Source organism: Streptomyces albofaciens JCM 4342, assembly GCF_008634025.1.
GTDB classification, from domain to species: Bacteria; Actinomycetota; Actinomycetes; order Streptomycetales; family Streptomycetaceae; genus Streptomyces; species Streptomyces albofaciens.
Genome location: NZ_PDCM01000001.1, coordinates 2,661,569 through 2,681,649, shown reverse-complemented (window position 1 = coordinate 2,681,649; position 20,081 = coordinate 2,661,569). Strand labels below are relative to the sequence as shown.

Annotated in this window: 16 protein-coding genes; 5 read left to right on the top strand and 11 right to left on the bottom strand. The window is 70.8% G+C overall.

Translation table 11 applies throughout. From position 1 onward, the window contains the following. Positions 1-136 precede the first annotated feature (136 nt). Both CP973_RS11985 and CP973_RS11980 read right to left on the bottom strand, forming a co-directional pair. Positions 137-508, bottom strand: a complete 372-nt coding sequence (locus CP973_RS11985) for a hypothetical protein (protein WP_150240033.1) — start codon at positions 506-508, stop codon at positions 137-139. A gap of 149 nt (positions 509-657) precedes the next feature. After that, positions 658-1,608 carry a heme o synthase gene (locus CP973_RS11980; RefSeq protein WP_150240031.1) on the bottom strand — a complete coding sequence of 317 codons (951 nt, stop codon included), beginning with the start codon at positions 1,606-1,608 and terminating at the stop codon, positions 658-660. Between the two features lie 519 nt (positions 1,609-2,127). Between CP973_RS11980 and tkt the strand changes: the two genes are divergently transcribed. From tkt to pgl, 5 genes are read left to right on the top strand one after another with little or no spacing between them, the layout of a single operon-like run. Continuing rightward, the gene (gene tkt / locus CP973_RS11975) at positions 2,128-4,206 is read left to right on the top strand and encodes a transketolase (protein WP_150240029.1); all 2,079 of its coding nucleotides are present in this window, start codon (positions 2,128-2,130) and stop codon (positions 4,204-4,206) included. Between the two features lie 35 nt (positions 4,207-4,241). Then, positions 4,242-5,360, top strand: coding sequence for a transaldolase (gene tal, locus CP973_RS11970; RefSeq protein ID WP_150240027.1), 1,119 nt, complete (start codon positions 4,242-4,244; stop codon positions 5,358-5,360). Positions 5,361-5,366: 6 nt separating this feature from the next. Continuing rightward, positions 5,367-6,890: a glucose-6-phosphate dehydrogenase gene (zwf, locus tag CP973_RS11965; protein ID WP_150240024.1), complete on the top strand. Its 1,524-nt coding sequence runs from the start codon at positions 5,367-5,369 to the stop codon at positions 6,888-6,890. Next, positions 6,887-8,008 (top strand): glucose-6-phosphate dehydrogenase assembly protein OpcA, encoded by a 1,122-nt coding sequence (gene opcA, locus CP973_RS11960; protein ID WP_150240022.1) that lies wholly within the window; start codon positions 6,887-6,889, stop codon positions 8,006-8,008. Before zwf ends, opcA begins: the two co-directional genes overlap by 4 nt. Then, on the top strand, positions 8,005-8,787 hold the full coding sequence (pgl, locus tag CP973_RS11955; RefSeq protein ID WP_150240020.1) for a 6-phosphogluconolactonase: 783 nt from the start codon (positions 8,005-8,007) through the stop codon (positions 8,785-8,787). The genes opcA and pgl overlap by 4 nt, the downstream gene beginning before the upstream one ends. Positions 8,788-9,368: 581 nt before the next feature. On the opposite strand, the gene CP973_RS11950 is transcribed toward pgl, so the two are convergent. The 9 genes from CP973_RS11950 to CP973_RS11910 form a co-directional block, all read right to left on the bottom strand. Continuing rightward, positions 9,369-9,632, bottom strand: a complete 264-nt coding sequence (locus tag CP973_RS11950; RefSeq protein WP_150240018.1) for a hypothetical protein — start codon at positions 9,630-9,632, stop codon at positions 9,369-9,371. Further along, positions 9,632-11,281: a glucose-6-phosphate isomerase gene (pgi, locus tag CP973_RS11945; RefSeq protein ID WP_150243474.1), complete on the bottom strand. Its 1,650-nt coding sequence runs from the start codon at positions 11,279-11,281 to the stop codon at positions 9,632-9,634. The genes CP973_RS11950 and pgi overlap by 1 nt, the downstream gene beginning before the upstream one ends. Before the next feature lie 243 nt (positions 11,282-11,524). Further along, a complete protein-coding gene (locus CP973_RS11940; RefSeq protein ID WP_003986538.1) occupies positions 11,525-11,860 on the bottom strand; it encodes an RNA polymerase-binding protein RbpA in 336 nt (111 codons plus the stop codon). Between the two features lie 158 nt (positions 11,861-12,018). After that, on the bottom strand, positions 12,019-12,255 hold the full coding sequence (gene secG / locus CP973_RS11935) for a preprotein translocase subunit SecG (protein WP_030670383.1): 237 nt from the start codon (positions 12,253-12,255) through the stop codon (positions 12,019-12,021). Positions 12,256-12,388: 133 nt separating this feature from the next. Then, positions 12,389-13,165 carry a triose-phosphate isomerase gene (gene tpiA, locus CP973_RS11930; RefSeq protein WP_150240016.1) on the bottom strand — a complete coding sequence of 259 codons (777 nt, stop codon included), beginning with the start codon at positions 13,163-13,165 and terminating at the stop codon, positions 12,389-12,391. Positions 13,166-13,171: 6 nt separating this feature from the next. Then, positions 13,172-14,383, bottom strand: coding sequence for a phosphoglycerate kinase (locus tag CP973_RS11925; protein ID WP_150240014.1), 1,212 nt, complete (start codon positions 14,381-14,383; stop codon positions 13,172-13,174). 114 nt (positions 14,384-14,497) lie between these two features. Further along, positions 14,498-15,502: a type I glyceraldehyde-3-phosphate dehydrogenase gene (gap, locus tag CP973_RS11920; protein WP_030597894.1), complete on the bottom strand. Its 1,005-nt coding sequence runs from the start codon at positions 15,500-15,502 to the stop codon at positions 14,498-14,500. 171 nt (positions 15,503-15,673) lie between these two features. Beyond that, positions 15,674-18,631, bottom strand: a complete 2,958-nt coding sequence (locus CP973_RS11915) for a M14 family metallopeptidase (protein ID WP_150240012.1) — start codon at positions 18,629-18,631, stop codon at positions 15,674-15,676. A gap of 124 nt (positions 18,632-18,755) precedes the next feature. Further along, entirely contained in the window at positions 18,756-19,628 is an 873-nt protein-coding gene (locus tag CP973_RS11910) for a GNAT family N-acetyltransferase (protein WP_150240010.1), read from the bottom strand. Positions 19,629-20,081: the final 453 nt, after the last annotated feature.

The following is a 20,081-nucleotide window of genomic DNA, read 5'->3' as shown; positions in this document are numbered from 1 at the left end:
AGCCGAAGGCGCCCGTGGCACCGGGAGCCCGCCCGGCGCGGCGCGGACGCCGTTCCCGGTGGGCTCAACGGGCGACGCGGTCGTCAGGTAGCGGCCCGCCTGGGCGTTCGACGCGGGGGCCGCACCATGGTCCGCCTCAGGTGTTGGCCGGACCGCCCACCTGGATGCCCGCCATCCGCGACCATTCGTACCGTCCGGTGCGCACCTTGGCCGCGAAGTCGCCGTCGAAGTCCTCGTGCAGCTCGGCGCCCGCCCGCTCGGCCGCGGCCCGTGCGATGTCCTGGGAGTCGGCGACCAGGTTGCCCCACTGGCCGTCCGCGCCGACCAGCGCGATACGGACGCGGCCGCGGCCGATGTGGGCGAGCTGGGCCCCGGTGCTGCCGCCGTGCGCGGCGGCGAAGGCGCGGACGGCCTTGGCCAGCGCGGCCGTGCGCCGCTCGTCCCGCTTGGACCGGCCCCCGGCCTCCTGGTCCGCCCGCTGCTCGTCCGCCTGCTTGGTGTCTGCCATGGACAGGATGCTACCCGCCGGTAATCAGTGGGGGAAGAGCCACCCGGCGGGCCGGGAGAGCGGTCCGGCGCGAAGCGGCGGGCATACGCCGAGGGCCCGCCACGAACGCTTCGTGACGGGCCCTCGGAACGCTCCGGGCGAGCGCGCGGCTACCGCAGGAACGGGTCCACGGCCAGCGCGACGAACAGCAGCGAGACATAGGTGATCGACCAGTGGAACAGCCGCATCTCCTTCAGCTTCGGCCCGGTGATCCCGGCCTTGGCGCGGGACTGGAGGGCGTGCGCCTCGATGAGCCAGAAGCCGCCGCACAGCACGGCCACCGCGGTGTAGAACCAGCCCGTGTAGCCCAGCGGCTGGAGCAGCAGGGAGACCAGCACCATCACCCAGCTGTACGCGACGATCTGCCGTGCCACGGCCTTGTTCCCGGCGACGACCGGCAGCATCGGCACACCGACCCGCTCGTAGTCGTCCTTGGCCTTCATGGACAGCGGCCAGTAGTGCGGCGGCGTCCAGAAGAAGATGACGAGGAAGAGGATGGCCGAGGCCCAGGAGACGGTGTTGGTGACCGCGGACCAGCCGATGAAGACCGGCATGCAGCCCGCGATGCCGCCCCAGACGATGTTCTGGGCGGTACGCCGCTTGAGGATCATCGTGTAGACGACGACATAGAAGAGCAGCGCGCCGAGCGAGAGCATCGCCGAGAGCGGGTTGACCAGGAACCAGAACCACGCGGTGGAGCCGACGGCCAGCGCGCTCGCGAAGACCAGGCACTCCCGGGGCGAGACCATGCCGGTGACCAGGGGCCGCTGCGAGGTGCGGTCCATCAGGGCATCGATGTCGCGGTCGATGTACATGTTGAACGCGGCGGCACCGCCGGCGGAGAGATAGCCGCCGATGCAGGTGGCCAGGACCAGGCCCAGGTCGGGCACGCCGCCGGCCGCCAGGAACATCACCGGCACCGTCGTCATGAGCAGCAGCTCGATCACGCGCGGCTTGGTCAGCGCCACGAACGCCTTGACTCGGGCCCCGAACGGACGGTGACCTGAACCCTGCGGGCCCGGCGTAAGCACACCCGCAGGACGGGATTCGACGGCCGTCACGCACACCCCTGGAAGTAACATCAGCGACTCGCGCCGCGAAGATAAGGCCAGCAAGCGTTCCCGGCCGTGAGGACCCGGTAAAGGCTTGCGCGTACCACGCCACTTTAGACGTTGGCCATACGACGGCCTTCGCGGGGGTGGGGTCGTGTTGAGGCCGGTCCCGGGGCCGCTCGGGCCGCGTCGCCCGCCACCGCTCGCGCGCGTCACGCGCCGCACGCCGCCGCCCCTCCGCGCGCCGCGGTCCTCCTTCCCGGCGTCCGGCCCCTTGCGTTCCGCCGCCGTTCACGCCGTTCGAGAGGCGAAGGCGGACGGCGCCCGGCAGTCTGGAGATGTGGCCGTCCCGCCCGGAGCGGGAATGTCCGGCGCATGGATTTGGTTGCTCTAGGCGACTGGTTTCATCATGACGAGCCGTCGACGCTCCGTCGAAAAGACGCGCGTACATGCGGGGGTAGGCTCGACAGCGCCGGGTGGACATACCGTCCCCGGCATTCGACATGTGGAGAGGAGCCCTGACTCAGGGTGAGCACCAAGCCGACCACCACAGATTTCGAGTGGACCGAACTGGACCAGCGGGCCGTCGATACCGTTCGCGTCCTGGCCATGGATTCCGTGCAGAAGGTCGGTAACGGCCATCCGGGTACCGCCATGAGCCTCGCGCCGGCCGCCTACGTCCTCTTCCAGAAGCTGATGCGGCACGACCCGGCCGACGCGAAGTGGACCGGCCGCGACCGGTTCGTCCTGTCCGCCGGCCACTCCAGCCTGACCCTCTACATCCAGCTCTACCTGGCCGGCTACGGCCTGGAGCTGGACGACCTGAAGTCCTTCCGCACCTGGGGCTCGAAGACCCCGGGCCACCCGGAGTACGGCCACACGGTCGGCGTGGAGACCACCACCGGACCGCTCGGCCAGGGTGTCGCCAACGCGGTGGGCATGGCCATGGCCGCCCGCTACGAGCGCGGCCTGTTCGACCCGGACGCGGCCCCCGGCACCTCGCCCTTCGACCACACCATCTGGGTCATCGCCGGTGACGGCTGCCTCCAGGAGGGCGTGTCGGCCGAGGCGTCCTCGCTCGCCGGCCACCAGAAGCTCGGCAACCTCGTGATGCTGTGGGACGACAACCACATCTCCATCGAGGGCGACACCGAGACCGCCATCTCCGAGGACACGATCAAGCGCTACGAGGCGTACGGCTGGCACGTCCAGCGCGTCGAGCAGCTGCCCAGCGGCGACCTCGACCCGGTCGGTCTGGCCAAGGCCCTCAAGGCGGCCCAGGAGGAGACCGAGCGTCCCTCCTTCATCGCGGCCCGTTCGATCATCGCCTGGCCCGCCCCGAACGCCCAGAACACCGAGGCCGCACACGGCTCCGCGCTGGGCGACGAGGAGATCGCCGCCACCAAGAAGGTGCTGGGCTTCGACCCGGAGAAGACCTTCGAGGTCTCCGACGAGGTCATCGAGCACACCCGCGCCGCCTGGAAGCGCGGCAGCCAGGCGCACGCCGAGTGGGACGAGGCCATCGCCGCCTGGCGCGCGGCCAACCCGGAGCGCGCCGCCCTGTTCGACCGCATCCAGGCGGGCGAGCTGCCGGACGGCTGGGAGAAGGCGCTGCCCGCCTTCGAGACCGGCAAGGGCGTCGCCACCCGCGCGGCCTCCGGCAAGGTCCTCCAGGCGCTGGGCGCGGTCGTGCCCGAGCTGTGGGGCGGCTCCGCCGACCTCGCCGGCTCGAACAACACCACCATCGACAAGAACTCCTCGTTCCTGCCGGAGGGCAACCCGCTCCCGGAGGCGAGCCCCTACGGCCGCACGGTGCACTACGGCATCCGTGAGCACGCCATGGGCTCGACCATGAACGGCATCGCGCTGCACGGCAACACCCGCATCTACGGCGGCACCTTCCTGGTGTTCTCCGACTACATGCGCCCCGCCGTCCGCCTCGCCGCGCTCATGCAGCTCCCGGTGACGTACGTGTGGACGCACGACTCCATCGGCCTCGGCGAGGACGGCCCGACCCACCAGCCGGTCGAGCACCTGGCCGCGCTGCGCGCCATCCCGGGCCTGAACATCGTGCGCCCGGCCGACGCCAACGAGACCGCCACCGCCTGGGCCGAGATCCTGCGCCGCCACCGGGCCAAGCCGGCGCCGCACGCCCTCGCGCTCACCCGCCAGGGCGTCCCGACGTACGAGACGAACCCGGCCGCGGCCAAGGGCGGCTACGTGCTGTTCGAGGCCGAGGGCGGCGAGCCGCAGGTCATCCTGATCGGCACCGGCTCCGAGGTGCAGCTCGCCGTCGAGGCGCGCGAGGCGCTCCAGGCCGAGGGCATCCCGACGCGCGTCGTCTCGATGCCGTCCGTCGAGTGGTTCGAGGAGCAGGACCAGGGGTACCGCGACAGCGTGCTGCTGCCGACGGTCAAGGCCCGGGTCGCGGTCGAGGCCGGCATCGGCCTGACCTGGCACCGCTACGTGGGCCAGCAGGGCCGGATCGTCTCGCTGGAGCACTTCGGTGCCTCCGCGGACGCCAAGACCCTCTTCCACGAGTTCGGCTTCACCGCCGACGCGGTCGCCACGGCGGCCCGGGAATCCCTCGCAGCGGCCACGCGCTGACGCCCGTACACGATCTAGTAGGAGATGCAAACCCCATGACAGACGCACTCAAGCGCCTCTCCGACGAAGGCGTCGCGATCTGGCTGGACGACCTGTCCCGCAAGCGGATCACGTCCGGCAACCTGGCCGAGCTGATCGACCAGCAGCACGTCGTCGGTGTCACCACCAACCCGTCGATCTTCCAGAAGGCCATCTCCCAGGGTGACGGCTACGACACCCAGCTCACCGACCTGGCCGCCCGCAAGGTGACCGTCGAGGAAGCCATCCGGATGATCACGACGTCGGACGTGCGGGACGCCGCCGACATCCTGCGTCCGGTCTTCGACGCCACCGACGGTCAGGACGGCCGGGTCTCCATCGAGGTCGACCCGCGGCTGGCCCACAACACCCGCGCCACCGTCGCCGAGGCCAAGCAGCTGGCCTGGCTGGTGGACCGCCCCAACGCGCTCATCAAGATCCCGGCCACCAAGGCGGGGCTGCCGGCGATCACCGAGACCATCGCCCGGGGCATCAGCGTCAACGTCACGCTGATCTTCTCGCTGGAGCGCTACCGCGCGGTCATGGACGCCTACCTGGAGGGCCTGGAGAAGGCCAAGGCGGCCGGTCTGGACCTGTCCAAGATCCAGTCGGTGGCGTCCTTCTTCGTCTCCCGCGTGGACACCGAGACCGACAAGCGCCTGGACGCGATCGGCACCGACGAGGCCAAGGCCCTCAAGGGCAAGGCCGCCGTCGCCAACGCGCGACTGGCCTACCAGGCGTACGAGGAGGTCTTCTCCTCGGACCGCTGGGCGGCCCTGGAGAAGGCGCACGCCAACAAGCAGCGTCCGCTGTGGGCCTCGACCGGCGTCAAGGACCCGTCGCTCAAGGACACCATGTACGTCGAGGAACTGGTCGCGCCGAACACGGTCAACACCATGCCCGAGGCCACCCTGGAGGCCACCGGCGACCACGGCGAGATCACCGGCGACAAGGTGCGCGGCAGCTACGAGCAGGCCCGCGCCGACCTCGACGCGCTGGCGAAGCTCGGCATCTCGTACGACGACATCGTGCAGGTGCTGGAGGACGAGGGCGTCGAGAAGTTCGAGGCGTCCTGGAACGACCTGCTCAAGTCCACTGAGGCGGAGCTCAAGCGCCTCGCTCCTTCGGAGGGCTGACCCACTTTGTCCAGCAGCAATCCGCTGCGTGACGCCGCGGACCGACGGCTCCCGCGTATCGCGGGGCCGTCGGGCCTGGTCATCTTTGGCGTCACGGGCGATTTGTCCCGTAAAAAGCTGATGCCTGCCGTCTACGACCTGGCGAACCGCGGGCTGCTGCCGCCGGGCTTCTCCCTCATCGGCTTCGCCCGCCGCGAGTGGGAGCACCAGGACTTCGCCCAGGAGGTGTACGAGGCCGTCAAGCAGCACTCCCGTACGCCGTTCCGCGAAGAGGTCTGGCAGCAGCTCGTCCAGGGCTGCCGGTTCGTCCAGGGCAACTTCGACGACGACGAGGCGTTCGAGACCCTCAAGAAGACCATCGAGGAGCTCGACAAGGCGCAGGGCACCGGCGGCAACTTCGCCTTCTACCTGTCCGTACCGCCCAAGTTCTTCCCCAAGGTCGTCCAGCAGCTCAAGAAGCACGGGCTCGCCGACCAGACCAAGGACTCCTGGCGCCGCGCGGTCATCGAGAAGCCCTTCGGCCACGACCTGGAGAGCGCCCGCGAGCTCAACCGGATCGTCCACGAGGTCTTCCCGCCGGAAGAGGTCTTCCGGATCGACCACTACCTCGGCAAGGAGACGGTCCAGAACATCCTGGCGCTGCGCTTCGCGAACACCCTGTTCGAGCCGCTGTGGAACCGCTCCTACGTCGACCACGTGCAGATCACGATGGCCGAGGACATCGGCATCGGCGGCCGCGCCGGCTACTACGACGGCATCGGCGCCGCGCGGGACGTCATCCAGAACCACCTCCTCCAGTTGCTCGCGCTGACCGCCATGGAGGAGCCCGCCTCCTTCGACGCGGACGCGCTGGTCGCCGAGAAGACCAAGGTCCTCGGCGCCGTACGGCTCCCCGCCGACCTGGGCAAGGAGACGGTGCGCGCCCAGTACACGGCCGGCTGGCAGGGCGGCGAGAAGGTCGTCGGCTACCTGGAGGAAGAGGGCATCGACCCCAACTCCCGCACCGACACCTACGCCGCGGTCAAGCTGGAGGTCGACAACCGCCGCTGGGCGGGCGTCCCCTTCTACCTGCGCACCGGCAAGCGCCTGGGCCGCCGCGTCACCGAGATCGCGGTCGTCTTCCAGCGCGCGCCGCACTCCCCCTTCGACCACACCGCCACGGAAGAGCTGGGCCAGAACGCCCTGGTCATCCGCGTCCAGCCGGACGAGGGCGTCACCATGCGGTTCGGCTCGAAGGTGCCCGGCACCTCCATGGAGGTGCGGGATGTCTCGATGGACTTCGCGTACGGCGAGTCCTTCACCGAGTCCAGCCCGGAGGCGTACGAGCGCCTGATCCTGGACGTGCTGCTCGGTGACGCCAACCTCTTCCCGCGCGTCGAGGAGGTCGAGCAGTCCTGGCGGATTCTCGACCCGATCGAGGAGTACTGGGACCAGCACGGCAAGCCCGCGCAGTACACGGCCGGGACCTGGGGACCGGCCGAGGCGGACGAAATGCTCGCACGAGACGGACGGAGCTGGCGTCGGCCATGAAGATCGACCTGACGGAAACCACGGCCAGCAAAATCAACAAGGCGCTGGTCCAGGGCCGTCGTACCATCGGCACCCCCGCCATCGGCATGGTGCTCACCCTCGTCATCGTCACCGACGAGGAGAACGCCTACGACGCCCTGAAGGCCGCCAACGAGGCGTCCCGCGAGCACCCCTCGCGCACCCTCGTCGTCATCAAGCGCGTCAGCCGGTCGCCCCGCGACCGCGCCAAGGCGCGCCTGGACGCCGAGGTCCGCGTCGGCGCGGACGCCGGCACCGGCGAGACGGTCGTCCTGCGGCTCTACGGCGAGGCCATCAACCACGCCCAGTCCGTGGTGCTGCCGCTGCTGCTGCCGGACGCGCCCGTCGTCGTCTGGTGGCCGGTCAACGCGCCGGTGGACGCGGCCCGCGACCCGCTCGGCGCGCTCGCGCAGCGGCGCGTCACCGACATGTACACCGCCGAGAACCCGCTCCGCGAGCTGGCCGAGCGCGCCGAGGCGTACTCCCCCGGCGACACGGACCTGTCCTGGACCCGCATCACGCCCTGGCGCTCCATGCTGGCGGCGGCGCTCGACCAGCTGCCGTGCAAGGTGTCCGAGGTCGAGGTCGAGGGCGAGGAGTTCAACCCGAGCGTCGAGCTGCTCGCCATGTGGCTCGCCGACCGGCTGAACGTCCCGGTCCGGCGCCTGCTGTCGGCGGGCCCCGGCCTGACGGCGGTCCGCATGGAGACGGACTGCGGCCCGGTCGCGCTGGACCGCGCGGACGGCTCGCTGGCCACCCTCGCCATGCAGGGCCAGCCGGACCGCAACGTCGCGCTCAAGCGGCGCGACACCGCGGAACTGCTGGCGGAGGAGCTGCGGCGGCTCGACCCGGACGACACGTACGCGTCCGCCCTGAAGTACGGGGTGGACCGGCTGGGTGAGCCGGAGCGGGCGCAGACGGCGCTGGCGGCGAAGGCGGCGCAGTCCGCCGACGTACCGGACGCCGCTGGCGCGGCGGACGAGGCGGAGACCAGGCCCAAGGCCAAGGCCCCCGCCAAGAAGGCCGCCGCCAGGAAGGCCGACACGAAGGCCGACACCAAGTCGGACGCGAAGTCGGACTCGAAGGCGGCTTCCGAGTGAGCGCGCCGCAGGTCGTCGTCCACCGGGACAAGGAGCTGATGGCCAAGGCCGCGGCGGCCCGGCTGATCACGAAGATCGTGGACGCGCAGGCGGCCCGCGGCTCGGCCTCCGTCGTCCTGACGGGCGGCCGCAACGGCAACGGGCTGCTAGCGGCCCTCGCCGAGGCGCCCGCCCGGGACGCGGTGGACTGGGGCCGGCTGGACCTGTGGTGGGGCGACGAGCGGTTCCTGCCGGACGGCGACCCGGAGCGCAACCACACACAGGCCCGGGAGGCCCTGCTGGACAGCGTTCCGGTGGACCCGGCGCGGGTGCACGTGATGGCCCCGTCCAACGGCCCGTACGGCAACGACGCGGACGCCGCGGCCGAGGCGTACGCGGTCGAACTGTCCGCCGCGGCGGGCCCCGAGGACCACGGCCCCGTGCCGTCCTTCGACGTCCTCCTCCTGGGCGTCGGCCCGGACACCCACGTCGCGTCGCTCTTCCCGGAGCTGCCCGCCGTACGGGAGACGGAGCGCACGGTCGTCGCCGTCCACGGCGCCCCCAAGCCGCCGCCCACCCGCCTCTCCCTGACCCTGCCCGCCATCCGCGCGGCCCGCGAGGTGTGGCTGCTCGCGGCGGGCGAGGACAAGGCGAAGGCCGCGGCGATGGCCCTGTCCGGCGCCGGAGAGATCCAGGCCCCGGCAGCGGGCGCGTACGGCCGCAGCCGCACGCTGTGGCTGCTGGACGAGGCGGCTGCTTCGCAGTTGCCGCGGGGGTTGTACCCGCCGGCTTCGGCCTGACGTCACCGTACGACGGCCCCGTTCCCCTCGTGGGAGCGGGGCCGTTCGTCGTCCGATGGGGTTTCGGCGCTCGATGGCGGGCCGTCCGCCGTGGCCGACTCGCTGCCCGTACCGGGGGCGCACGCCGCACCCGTGCACGGGGCCGGTCCTCCGGACTCCGTCCTCCGGCCCAGCCCCTCCCGCTGTACGGCGACAAACGGCCGGTGGGGGCAGACGTCCCCCCACCCACGGCGCGGCAGTCTGACGCATACGGGAGGGGTCGGCACCGTAGGACGGAGTCCGGAGGGGCCGGGCCCGCGCCACCGCCGTACCGGGGAGTTTCGACGGCCGGTGGCGGGCCGTCCGCCGTGGCCGACTCGCTGCCCGTACCGGGGGCGCACGCCGCACCCGTGCACGGGGCCGGTCCTCCAGACTTCGTCCTACGGCCCAGCCCCTCCCGCTGTACGGCGACAAACGGCCGGTGGGGGCAGACGTCCCCCCACCCACGGCGCGGCAGTCTGACGCGTACGGGAGGGGTCGGCACCGTAGGACGGAGTCCGGAGGGGCCGGGCCCGCGCCCACCGCGACCGGCCCTCAGCCGGTCACGGCCTGCGCTCGCGCTCCTGCCGGACCATCGCATTGGCGAGGTGGGCGGGATCCTGGAGATCCCCCACCGCCACACCCGACACGTCAGTGTCATGCGTGTCGTAGGCGCCCAGGGCGTGTTCCTTGTCGCCCTGTACGGCTTCCAGGTGACGGGTCGCCACCTCGCGCTGTTCGGCCTCCGGGCGCGACGCGAACCACTGCCGGTTCTCCTGGGTGAGGAGGTTCAGGAAGTCCGCCAGAACCTCTTCCTCCGCCGCCATCAGCGGCCCCGCATTTCGCGGTACGTGGCCACCAGGGACCGCGTCGAGGCGTCCAGCCCCTCGACGTCCGCGCCCTCCGTGAGCGCGGGCTCGACCCGCTTCGCCAGGACCTTGCCCAGTTCGACGCCCCACTGGTCGAAGGAGTCGATGTTCCAGACGGCGCCCTGGACGAACACCTTGTGCTCGTACAGCGCGATCAGCTGGCCCAGTACGGACGGGGTGAGTTCCTTGGCCAGGATGGTGGTGGTGGGGCGGTTGCCGTGGAAGGTCTTGTGCGGGACCAGCTCCTCGGGGACGCCCTCGGCGCGTACCTCGTCGGGGGTCTTGCCGAAGGCCAGCGCCTGGCCCTGCGCGAAGAGGTTGGCCATCAGCAGGTCGTGCTGGGCCACCAGGCCGGGGTGGAGGTCCTCGACCGGGTTGGCGAAGCCGATGAGGTCGGCCGGGATGAGCTTGGTGCCCTGGTGGAGGAGCTGGTAGTACGCGTGCTGGCCGTTCGTGCCGGGCGTGCCCCAGACGACGGGGCCGGTCTGCCAGTGGACCGGGTCGCCGTCGCGGGTCACGGACTTTCCGTTGGACTCCATGTCCAGCTGCTGGAGGTACGCGGTGAACTTGGAGAGGTAGTGGCTGTACGGGAGCACCGCGTGCGACTGCGCGTCCCAGAAGTTGCCGTACCAGATGCCGAGCAGGCCGAGCAGGAGCGGGACGTTCTCCTCGGCGGGCGCGCAGCGGAAGTGCTCGTCGACGAGGTGGAAGCCGGCCAGCATCTCGCGGAACCGCTCGGGGCCGATCGCCAGCATGAGGGACAGGCCGATCGCGGAGTCGAAGGAGTAGCGTCCGCCGACCCAGTCCCAGAACTCGAACATGTTGTCGGTGTCGATGCCGAAGTCGGCGACCTTCTCGGCGTTGGTCGACAGCGCGACGAAGTGCTTGGCCACCGCTTCCTCGCCGGCCCGCAGGCCGGTCAGCAGCCAGTTGCGGGCCGAGGTGGCGTTGGTGATCGTCTCGATGGTGGTGAAGGTCTTCGAGGCGACGATGAAGAGGGTTTCCGCGGGGTCGAGGTCGCGGACGGCCTCGTGCAGGTCGGCGCCGTCCACGTTGGAGACGAAGCGGAACTGCATGTCGCGGTGGGTGTAGGCGCGCAGCGCCTCGTACGCCATCGCCGGGCCCAGGTCCGAACCGCCGATGCCGATGTTGACGACCGTCTTGATCCGCTTGCCGGTGTGGCCCTTCCACTCGCCCGAGCGCACCCGGTCGGTGAAGACCTGCATCTTGCGCAGCACCTGGTGGACGCCCTGCATGACGTTGTCGCCGTCGACCTTGACCGAGGCGGACTCGGGGGCGCGCAGCGCGGTGTGCAGGACGGCCCGGTCCTCGGTGACGTTGATCTTCTCGCCGCGGAACATCGCGTCCCGCAGCTCCGCCACACCCCGGGCCGCGGCCAGCTCGCGCAGCAGGCGCATCGTCTCGTCGGTGACCAGGTGCTTGGAGTAGTCCAGGTGCAGGTCGCCGACCTGGAGGGTGTAGCGTCCGGCGCGGTCCGGGTCCTGGTCGAACAGGTCGCGCAGCCGCACCTCCCCCAGCTGCTCCCGGTGCTTGCTCAGCGCGGTCCACTCGGCCGTCTGGTCGAGCCTGCGGCCCTCTGCGTTCATCTCGGACATCAGCCTTCTTCTTCTCGTACCGGCCCCGCCGTCTCCCAACCTAATTGATCAGGGTGCGGGATGAGGTGTCCCCCCGCTGTCGGCTGCCCCGGGAAACCGTTTCGGCACCTCGCGGGGGCGTGTGAGCGCCGACCGGTACGGCCGGTACCCCCGGCCGCGGGCCGGACACGCGAACGGCCCGGCCGGAAGGGTGGTGGTCCCCTCCGGCCGGGCCGGCCGTCGTGTGCTGGTCCGTCAGATCTCCCCGCGGAGCTTGGCGAGCGCCTCCGCGAGGATCGCCTCGCCGTCGGCGTCGCTGCGGCGCTCGCGGACGTAGGCGAGGTGCGTCTTGTACGGTTCGGTGCGCGGCGGGTCCGGCGGGTTGTCCCGGTCCTTGCCTGCCGGGAAGCCGCAGCGCGGGCAGTCCCAGGTGTCCGGAATCTGCGCGTCACCGGCGAAGCTGGGCTGAGTCTCGTGCCCGTTCGAGCACCAGAAGGAGATGCGGATGCGCGGCGCGGACTCGCCCCGCTCCGCCTCCCCCATCGGCCCCGCCCCGACCCGACTCCCTCGGATCGCGTTGCCACTTGCCACGGTTGTAACTCCCTGCGTAATGGTGCTGCGAAGCATCGAACAGCAGTCGCGCTGCGGAGCGCCCCAGTCTACGTAAGGCCCAACGCGCGTCCAGTGACAGGAGTTACACCCCCACCGAGGACGCCGCCCTCATGATAGGCCGCGTCCCCGACACGGTGTCAGCTGTCCAGCTTCATCAGGACGCCGAGGGCGACGATGCAGGCGAACCAGAGCAGGGCGATGACGATGGTGATGCGGTCCAGGTTCCGCTCCGCGACGGAGGAGCCGCCGACCGAGGACTGCATGCCGCCGCCGAACATGTCGGACAGGCCGCCGCCCTTCCCCTTGTGCATGAGCACCAGCATCATCAGCAGCAGGCTGAAGACGATGAGGGCTACCGAGAACCCGATGACCACGGCTGGACCAACTCTCTAGGACTGACGGACGGGACGTACCTAAGAAGATCGAATGGTACGGGGCCGGGCGGCGCACATGACGCCGGACCCGGCCCCGACAGGGTACGACGGGCCGGGCCCGTCGTCATAGCCGCTACTGGTCGCGGAAGCGGACGATCTTGACGAACTCGTCCACGTCGAGCGCGGCACCGCCGACCAGGGCGCCGTCCACGTCCGGCTGCGCCATGATCGCGGCGACGTTGCCGGACTTGACCGAGCCGCCGTACTGGATGCGGACCTTGTCGGCCAGCTCCTGGCTGTACAGCTCGGCCAGGCGGCGGCGGATCGCGCCGCAGACCTCCTGCGCGTCCTCGGGCGTGGCGACCTCGCCGGTGCCGATGGCCCACACCGGCTCGTAGGCGATGACGATGGTCTCGGCCTGCTCCGCCGGGACGTCCTTCAGGCCGCCGTCGAGCTGGGCGAGGGTGTACTCGACCTGGTTGCCGGCCTTGCGGATGTCCAGGCCCTCGCCGACGCACAGGATCGGGGTGAGGCCGTTCGCGAAGGCCGCCTTGACCTTGGCGTTGCAGCTCTCCTCGGTCTCGCCGTGGTACTGGCGGCGCTCGCTGTGGCCGACGGCCACGTAGCTGCACTTGAGCTTGGCGAGCATGCCGCCGGAGATCTCACCGGTGTACGCGCCGGACTCGTGCGCCGAGATGTCCTGGGCGCCGTACTTGATCTTGAGCTTGTCGCCGTCGACCAGCGTCTGCACCGAGCGCAGGTCGGTGAAGGGGGCCAGGACCGCGACCTCGGTGGCCTCGTAGTCCTTGTCGGCGAGTGCGAAGGCGAGCTTCTGGACGTGCGCGATGGCCTCAAGGTGGTTGAGGTTCATCTTCCAGTTGCCCGCCATCAGCGGGGTACGGTCAGTCACGGTTCTTCAGTCCTCCAGAGCGGCGAGGCCGGGGAGCGTCTTGCCTTCGAGGTATTCGAGGCTGGCGCCGCCACCGGTCGAAATGTGGCCGAAAGCATTCTCGTCGAAGCCGAGCGCGCGCACGGCGGCGGCCGAGTCGCCGCCGCCGACGACGGTGAAGCCCTTGCTGTCCAGCAGGGCCCGCGCGATGGCGGTGGTGCCGCCCGCGTAGTCGGGGTGCTCGGCGACGCCCACGGGGCCGTTCCAGAAGACGGTCTCCGCGTCGGCGATCTTCGAGGCGAACAGCTCGCGGGTCTTCGGGCCGATGTCCAGGCCCTCCTTGTCGGAGGGGATCTTGTCGGCGTCGACCGTGACGAAGTCGGCGGGCGCCTTCGTCTTCAGGTCGGGGAAGTCCGCCGAGGCCAGGATGTCGACCGGCAGGACCAGCTCGACGCCGTTCTTCTCGGCGCGCTCCATGTACTCGGTCACGGCCGGGATCTGGTCCTCCTGGAGGAGGGAGATGCCGACCTCGTAGCCCTTGGCCTTGAGGAAGGTGTACGCCATGCCGCCGCCGATCAGCAGCCGGTCGGCCTTGCCGAGCAGCTCGTCGATGACGGCGAGCTTGTCGGAGACCTTGGCGCCGCCGAGCACGACCACGTACGGGCGCTTGACGTCCTCGGTGAGCTTCTTCAGGACGGTGACCTCGGCGGCGATCAGGTCGCCGGCGGCGTGCGGCAGGCGGGCCGGCAGGTCGTAGACGGAGGCGTGCTTGCGGTGCACGGCGCCGAAGCCGTCGCCCACGTACACGTCCGCCAGCTCCGCGAGCTGGTCCGCGAAGGCGCCGCGCTCGGCGTCGTCCTTGCTGGTCTCGCCCGGGTTGAAGCGCAGGTTCTCCAGGACGGCGACCTCGCCCTCGCCGAGCCCGGCGACCACCGAGCGGGCGGACTCGCCGACGGTGTCGGTGGCGAAGGCCACCTCGCGGCCGATCAGTTCACCGAGCCGCTCGGCGGCGGGGCGCAGCGAGAAGGCCGGGTCCGGGGCGCCCTTGGGACGGCCCAGGTGGGAGGCGACGATCACCTTGGCGCCGAGCTGGGCCAGCTTGGCGATCGTCGGCTGGACGGCGCGGATGCGGCCGTCGTCGGTGATGGTGGTGCCGTCCAGCGGCACGTTCAGGTCGGCGCGGACGAAGACCCGCTTGCCGGACAGCCCTTCCTGGGCGAGATCGTCGATCGTCTTCATGCGAAGTGACTCCGTTGCGTAGGTCGGTCATGGGACGGGGCCCGTACGGCGCTTCGGTGCGCCCTACGAGCCCCTTCCGCACAGCTACGTGCCCTGGCCTGGATCAGGCGGATGTCAGAGCTGGCCGCCGACGAAGACGGTCAGGTCCACCAGGCGGTTGGAGTAGCCCCACTCATTGTCGTACCAGCCGATGATCTTGACGCTCTTGCCCTGCGCCATCGTCAGGGAGGAGTCGAACGTGCAGGACGCCGGCCAGTTGACGATGTCCGAGGAGACGATCTGGTCCTCGGTGTACTCCAGGATGCCCTTGAGCTGGCCCTCGGCCGCCTTCTGGAAGGCGGCGTTGATCTCGTCCTTGGTGACCTCGCGCTCCAGCTCGACGACCAGGTCGGTCACGGAGCCGGTGGGGACCGGGACGCGCATGGCGATGCCGTCCAGCTTGCCCTCCAGCTGCGGGAGGACCAGCGCGGTGGCCTTGGCGGCACCGGTCGTGGTCGGGATGATGTTCTCCGCGGCGGCGCGGGCGCGGCGCAGGTCCTTGTGCGGGAAGTCCAGGATGCGCTGGTCGTTGGTGTACGCGTGCACCGTGGTCATCAGGCCCTTGACGATGCCGAAGTTCTCGTCGAGAACCTTGGCCATCGGCGCCACGCAGTTGGTGGTGCAGGACGCGTTGGAGATGACGTGGTGGTTGGCCGCGTCGTACTTGTCCTGGTTGACGCCCATCACGACCGTGATGTCCTCGTCCTTGGCGGGCGCGGAGATCAGGACCTTCTTGGCGCCGGCCTGGATGTGCTTCTCGGCGTCGGCCTTCTTGGTGAAGATGCCGGTCGACTCGATGACGATGTCGGCGCCCAGCTCGCCCCAGGGCAGGTTGGCGGGGTCGCGCTCGGCCATCGTCTTGAAGGTCTGGTTGCCGACCGTGATGGTGTCGTCGGTGTGGCTGACGTCCTGCTTCAGACGACCCAGGATGGAGTCGTACTTCAGCAGGTGAACCAGGGTGGCGTTGTCGGTCAGGTCGTTGACACCGACGATCTCGATGTCCGCACCCTGCTCCAGGAGCGCGCGGAAGTAGTTGCGACCAATGCGGCCGAATCCGTTGATGCCTACGCGGATCGTCACGAACCGATCTCCTCGTTGGTGCGCCGGTTCACCACCGGCGAGCTGTATGGGATGTCCCCGACCGCCTCCGACCCTACCCCCAATACGAGACGTACGTGACATTGACAGGGGCGGTCCGGGCCCACTCTGGGGCCACGGGCCGCCCTGTTCGCCGAGAGAGTACGAGCGTGATCAGTCGTCCAGCGCGTCGAGCGCCGCGCCGGCCAGTTCGGCCCGTTGCGCGGCGGTCTGTACGTGTTCCAGGCCGAAGCCCAGCAGGACGGTGTCACGCGTGGTGATCGCGCCGGCCGTACGGAACAGCTCCTTGGAGCGGGTCCAGTCGCCCGAGGAGGCCGGGCTGCCGGCGGGCGGCCCGGGGGTCGTCCAGGGGCCGAGGGAGGTCTCGAAGCCCTCCAGGGGCTCGTTGCCGGTACCGGTGGTGACCTTGGTGTTGTCCACGAAGACGCCGCGGCCGCCGGTGCTGGGGTCGGTGACGTAGGAGATCACCAGCTCGACCAGCTGTCCGGCGTAGGCGGACAGGTCCACCGACACCGGCCGCCAGCCGTTCGAGCTGCCGGTGAAGCGGTTCCAGGCACCGGTCGTGCCGGTGTTGCGGCACTGGGTGCCGGTGCGGGTCAGGTAGTGCTGGAGGAAGGGGTGGGCGGTCAGGTAGTAGCCCTGGCCGCACTCGGCGGGTACGTCGGTGCCGGTGCCGCCGTTCGCGTCACGCAGCGTGGTCCAGTCGTCCTTGCCGACGGTGTGCGCCTCGATGACGGCGTTGTCGTAGCCCGTCTCGGTGTCGTGGCTGAGCATGAACTGCAGGGCGGGCCGGGCGCTCGCGGCCACGCCGGTCAGGTCCACGGTCCGGGCCAGCCGCATCCAGGAGCTGTCGCGGTGCCGCGCGGCGGCGAACCAGTCGCCCTCGTACGGCTGGAACGGCGACCGTACGCCCGGGTAGGTACCGGCCGCGGCGCTCGCGAACTGCGGGAACGTCGCGGGCGGCAGTTCGTCGGAGATGACCGAGTGGGTGCCCGCGGCGTCCAGCGGGTTGCCGGGCGCGTCACCCAGCTTCACCTCCGTGCCGGCCAGCTTGCCGTCGCCCTTGAAGGCGGGCGGCGACTTCAGGGAGATCCGGCTGCCGGCGCCCAGGTAGTACTGGGCGAAGTCGTCGCTCACCGCCCGGCCGACCACGGCGCTGCCGCCCGCCTGCTCACCTGCGGTGAGCAGCTTGCCGCCCTCGTTGAGGTAGTCGCGTACGGCCAGCTGGGTGGCGCCGCCCGGCCGGCCCGCGCCGGTGTACCAGACCACCTTCTCGAAGTGGCTCAGCACGCCGAGCGCGTCCGGGGTGCCCTGCCGGGCGACGTCCCAGACGGCCGCGCGGTGGCCGTTGGCGGCCAGGGCCCTGGTGTACGCGGCGGTGTGCCGCGCGGGGGCGGTGCCGCCCTCCTCGGCGATGACCAGGGTGTCGGCGCGGGGCCGCTCGGCGACGGTGTAGGTGAAGGGTTCGCTCCTGGTGGCCTTGCCCTCGCGGGTACGGCCCGTGAACCACACCTCGACCTCGTCGCCCGGATCGGCCCCCTCTACGACGGCCCGGTACTGGTCGAAGTGGATGTTGTCCTCGCCCCCGTACCGCTCGCCGCCCTTCCAGGCCTCAAGCTCCTCGGTGTGCCGCCGCCCGCCGTTGACGCGGTAGTTGAGCTCCTTGTCCCGTACGGACTTGCGCGCGGTGACGGCGACCTGCTGCTCCTCCCCGCGCGCGTAGGAGGTGGTGAAGGCGTGCGGGGTGAAGTCGGGTGCCTCCATGCCCACCGACGAGACGGGCCGGTCCGGACGCCCGGCGCTCTCGGCGACGGAGAGCGCGAAGGGGATGTTCTTCTCGAACTCCGCCTGGATCAGCTTCTCGGAGTCGGGGAAGGTGAAGACCGACTGGCAGTCGGCGGCGTTCCACTCGTCGTTGGGGTCGGCGTTCGACGCGGTCTGGCAGGTGGACATCTCCGGGGTGAACATGGGGATGCCGTTGACGTTGGAGGCGTGGCCGTCGGCCTCGCCGTTGGTGGTGTAGAGCTCGGAGGAGACCTGCGGGCGGTAGCCGGGGATCGCGGGCTTCTCGGGGGTGCCGGCCAGGGCCCGGTAGAGGACGTCGTCGGGGGTGGGCGTGGCGACCTGCCAGCCGACGCCGTAGAGGATCAGCTCGGCGGCGGAATGGTAGTTGACGGCGTATCGGAAGCCGATGCGCTTCTCGAAGGCGTCCAGCGCCTTGGTCTCCGGCTCGGAGGCGGCGGCCGGGCCGCGGTAGGTCTCGCTGGACGGGTTGGGGGACGAACCCTCGTTGTCGTAGCCCCACTTGTAGGAGAAGTTGCGGTTGAGGTCGACGCCGTCGCCCGGCGTGATCTTGCCGTCGCCGTTGTTGTCCCGCAGGTTCTTGCGCCACATGCGGTTCTGCGGGCTCTCGAAGGTGTAGTCGTAGCCGTCGGGGTTGGCGGAGAGCACGAACCACAGCTCGGTGGTGTCGAGGATCTTCGTCAGCCGCGGGTCCTTGCCGTACCCGGCCAGGTAGTACTGCATCAGCCGGCGGGTCATCTCGGGAGTGATCCACTCCCGGGCGTGCTGGTTGGACAGGTACAGCACCGCGGGCTTGGCGCCGTCCTCGGTGGTGTCGGCGTCCTTGGTGAGCTTCAGGGCCATGATGTCGCGGCCCTTGACGGTCTTGCCGATGCTGACGACCTTCGCCAGCTTCCGGTTGAACCGGGCGGTGTCGATCATCTCCTTCATCAGGCCGTGGACGCCCATGTACGGCCGGAAGACGCGGTCGCCCTGGGCCCTGAGCTTGCGCTGCGTCTCTGGGGAAACGATTTTGCGGGTCAGCCGGACGCCTTGCTCGCGCAGCCCGGCCGCCTGCGCGGCGGACAGCTGCACCTCGACCTGCCCCTTGCCGGCCTTCGGTACCCGCGCGCCGATCTCGTGACCGTCCACGCCCGCCTTCAGCAGCAGCGGCACCTGCGCGGCGGTGACCTCACCGGTCCAGGTCCCGATGGCGTCCCGGTCCCCTCCTCCGCCGTCCCGCGCCTGCGCCTGCGCGGCCGGCACCGCCGTCACCCCGCCCAGCAGCAGCGCCGCCACCGCGAGCAGCGATCTCGCCTTGCGTCTCATGAACCCCCCTTGCCGTCGTCCACCTCGTGAATGGGCGCTCGCCAGACTGGTGACGCTGCATGATCATGTCAATACAGCCCGTGGCCAAAAGCGGTGGCCGTACGGGACGGGGCGCCCGTACGGCCTACAGGAAGTGGCCGGCCGCCAGGTACGGCGCCGGGACGGGCATCCCGCGAACGGCGATGTACCCCTCCTGGCCGATGGCGAGCCCGGCGGCGAGGCCGACGTCGATCGCCCATTCGTTGGGGGTGGTGATGCAGTTGACGAGGGTGTCCCCGTACGACGCGGCCAGGGCCTCCCACAGCAGCCGCTGCGCGGTGTCGGCACACGCGGCGGCCAGCAGCACGGCCCGCCCCTGGTCATCGACGTACACATACCCCGGCCGGGACCGGTCGCGGGAGACGACCAGCCGATGGGCGGCCAGCAGATGGCCGTGGTCGGGGCCGTGCCCGGCGCCCCGCAGATCGCGGTCCAGCCGGTCCATCCACGCGAAGTCGTCCGGGCCGCCGTCCCGGAGGCCGTCCACCGCGGGCAGGGCGGACCGGTCGACGGTCCCCACCATCTGCATCTGCGGGTGGAGCGAGAAACCGGCGAGGCGGTACCGGCGGGTGGCGCCGGGGTGGGTGCTGGAGGAGAAGATGCCGGGGCGCCCGTCGGCGTGCGCGAGGGCGGCGTCCAGCAGGCGCTTGCCGATGCCCCGGCCCTGGTGGCCGGGCAGGACGCCGTAGGTGGCGAGGTACCAGAGGTCGTCGCGGTTCTGGGAGACCGCGAAGCCCACCACCTGGCAGGTGCTTGCCTCCGCGGCGGCGTCCACCGCGACCCAGCAGCCGCCCGGGTCGGCGTCCAGGTAGTAGCGCATCCGGTCGATCCACCGCCGAGCGGCAGCGGCGGGCCGGAGCTCGGGCTCCGGGTCGCGGGCCCTGCGGGTGAGCCGATCCGCGTCGAGGAAGGTCAGCGCCGAGGCCCGCTCCGCCGACGCGAGATCGTCCGCACGCATCGGTCTGATCCGTAATGCGCCCATTTGCCGCAGGTTAGGGGCCGGCCGGGGTGGTCCGCACACGGTTTTCCGCCCGTGGCGGCCGGCCGATGTCCCTGGCGCGGGCCCGGCACCTCCGGACTCCGCCCTACGGTGCCGAACCCTCCCGTACGCGTCAGACTGCGGCGCCGTGGATGGGGGGGCGCCTGCCCCCACCGGCCGTCGGCCGCCCCACTGCGCAAGGGGGTGGGCCGGAGGACGAAGTCTGGAGGACCGGCCCCGTACCCGGCTGCGGGCAGACGGCTACCGGCAGGGGGACGGGCCCGGGCCCTCCAGACTCCGTCCTCCGGTCCCGGTCCCTCCTGTACGTGTCAGGCTGCGGCGGCGCGGGTGGGGGGTGCCTGCCCCCACCGGCCGTTCGTCGCCGTACGGCGGGAGGGGGTGGGCCGGAGGACGAAGTCTGGAGGACCGGCC

Bases quoted from the DNA above. Each gene is read 5' to 3' on its own strand.
- CP973_RS11925 (WP_150240014.1), bottom strand. From the start codon at position 14,383: ATGAAGACGATCGACGATCTCGCCCAGGAAGGGCTGTCCGGCAAGCGG.
- tal (WP_150240027.1), top strand. From the start codon at position 4,242: ATGACAGACGCACTCAAGCGCCTCTCCGACGAAGGCGTCGCGATCTGG.
- CP973_RS11950 (WP_150240018.1), bottom strand. From the start codon at position 9,632: ATGGCGGCGGAGGAAGAGGTTCTGGCGGACTTCCTGAACCTCCTCACC.
- CP973_RS11915 (WP_150240012.1), bottom strand. From the start codon at position 18,631: ATGAGACGCAAGGCGAGATCGCTGCTCGCGGTGGCGGCGCTGCTGCTG.
- CP973_RS11985 (WP_150240033.1), bottom strand. From the start codon at position 508: ATGGCAGACACCAAGCAGGCGGACGAGCAGCGGGCGGACCAGGAGGCC.
- opcA (WP_150240022.1), top strand. From the start codon at position 6,887: ATGAAGATCGACCTGACGGAAACCACGGCCAGCAAAATCAACAAGGCG.
- pgi (WP_150243474.1), bottom strand. From the start codon at position 11,281: ATGAACGCAGAGGGCCGCAGGCTCGACCAGACGGCCGAGTGGACCGCG.
- CP973_RS11910 (WP_150240010.1), bottom strand. From the start codon at position 19,628: ATGCGTGCGGACGATCTCGCGTCGGCGGAGCGGGCCTCGGCGCTGACC.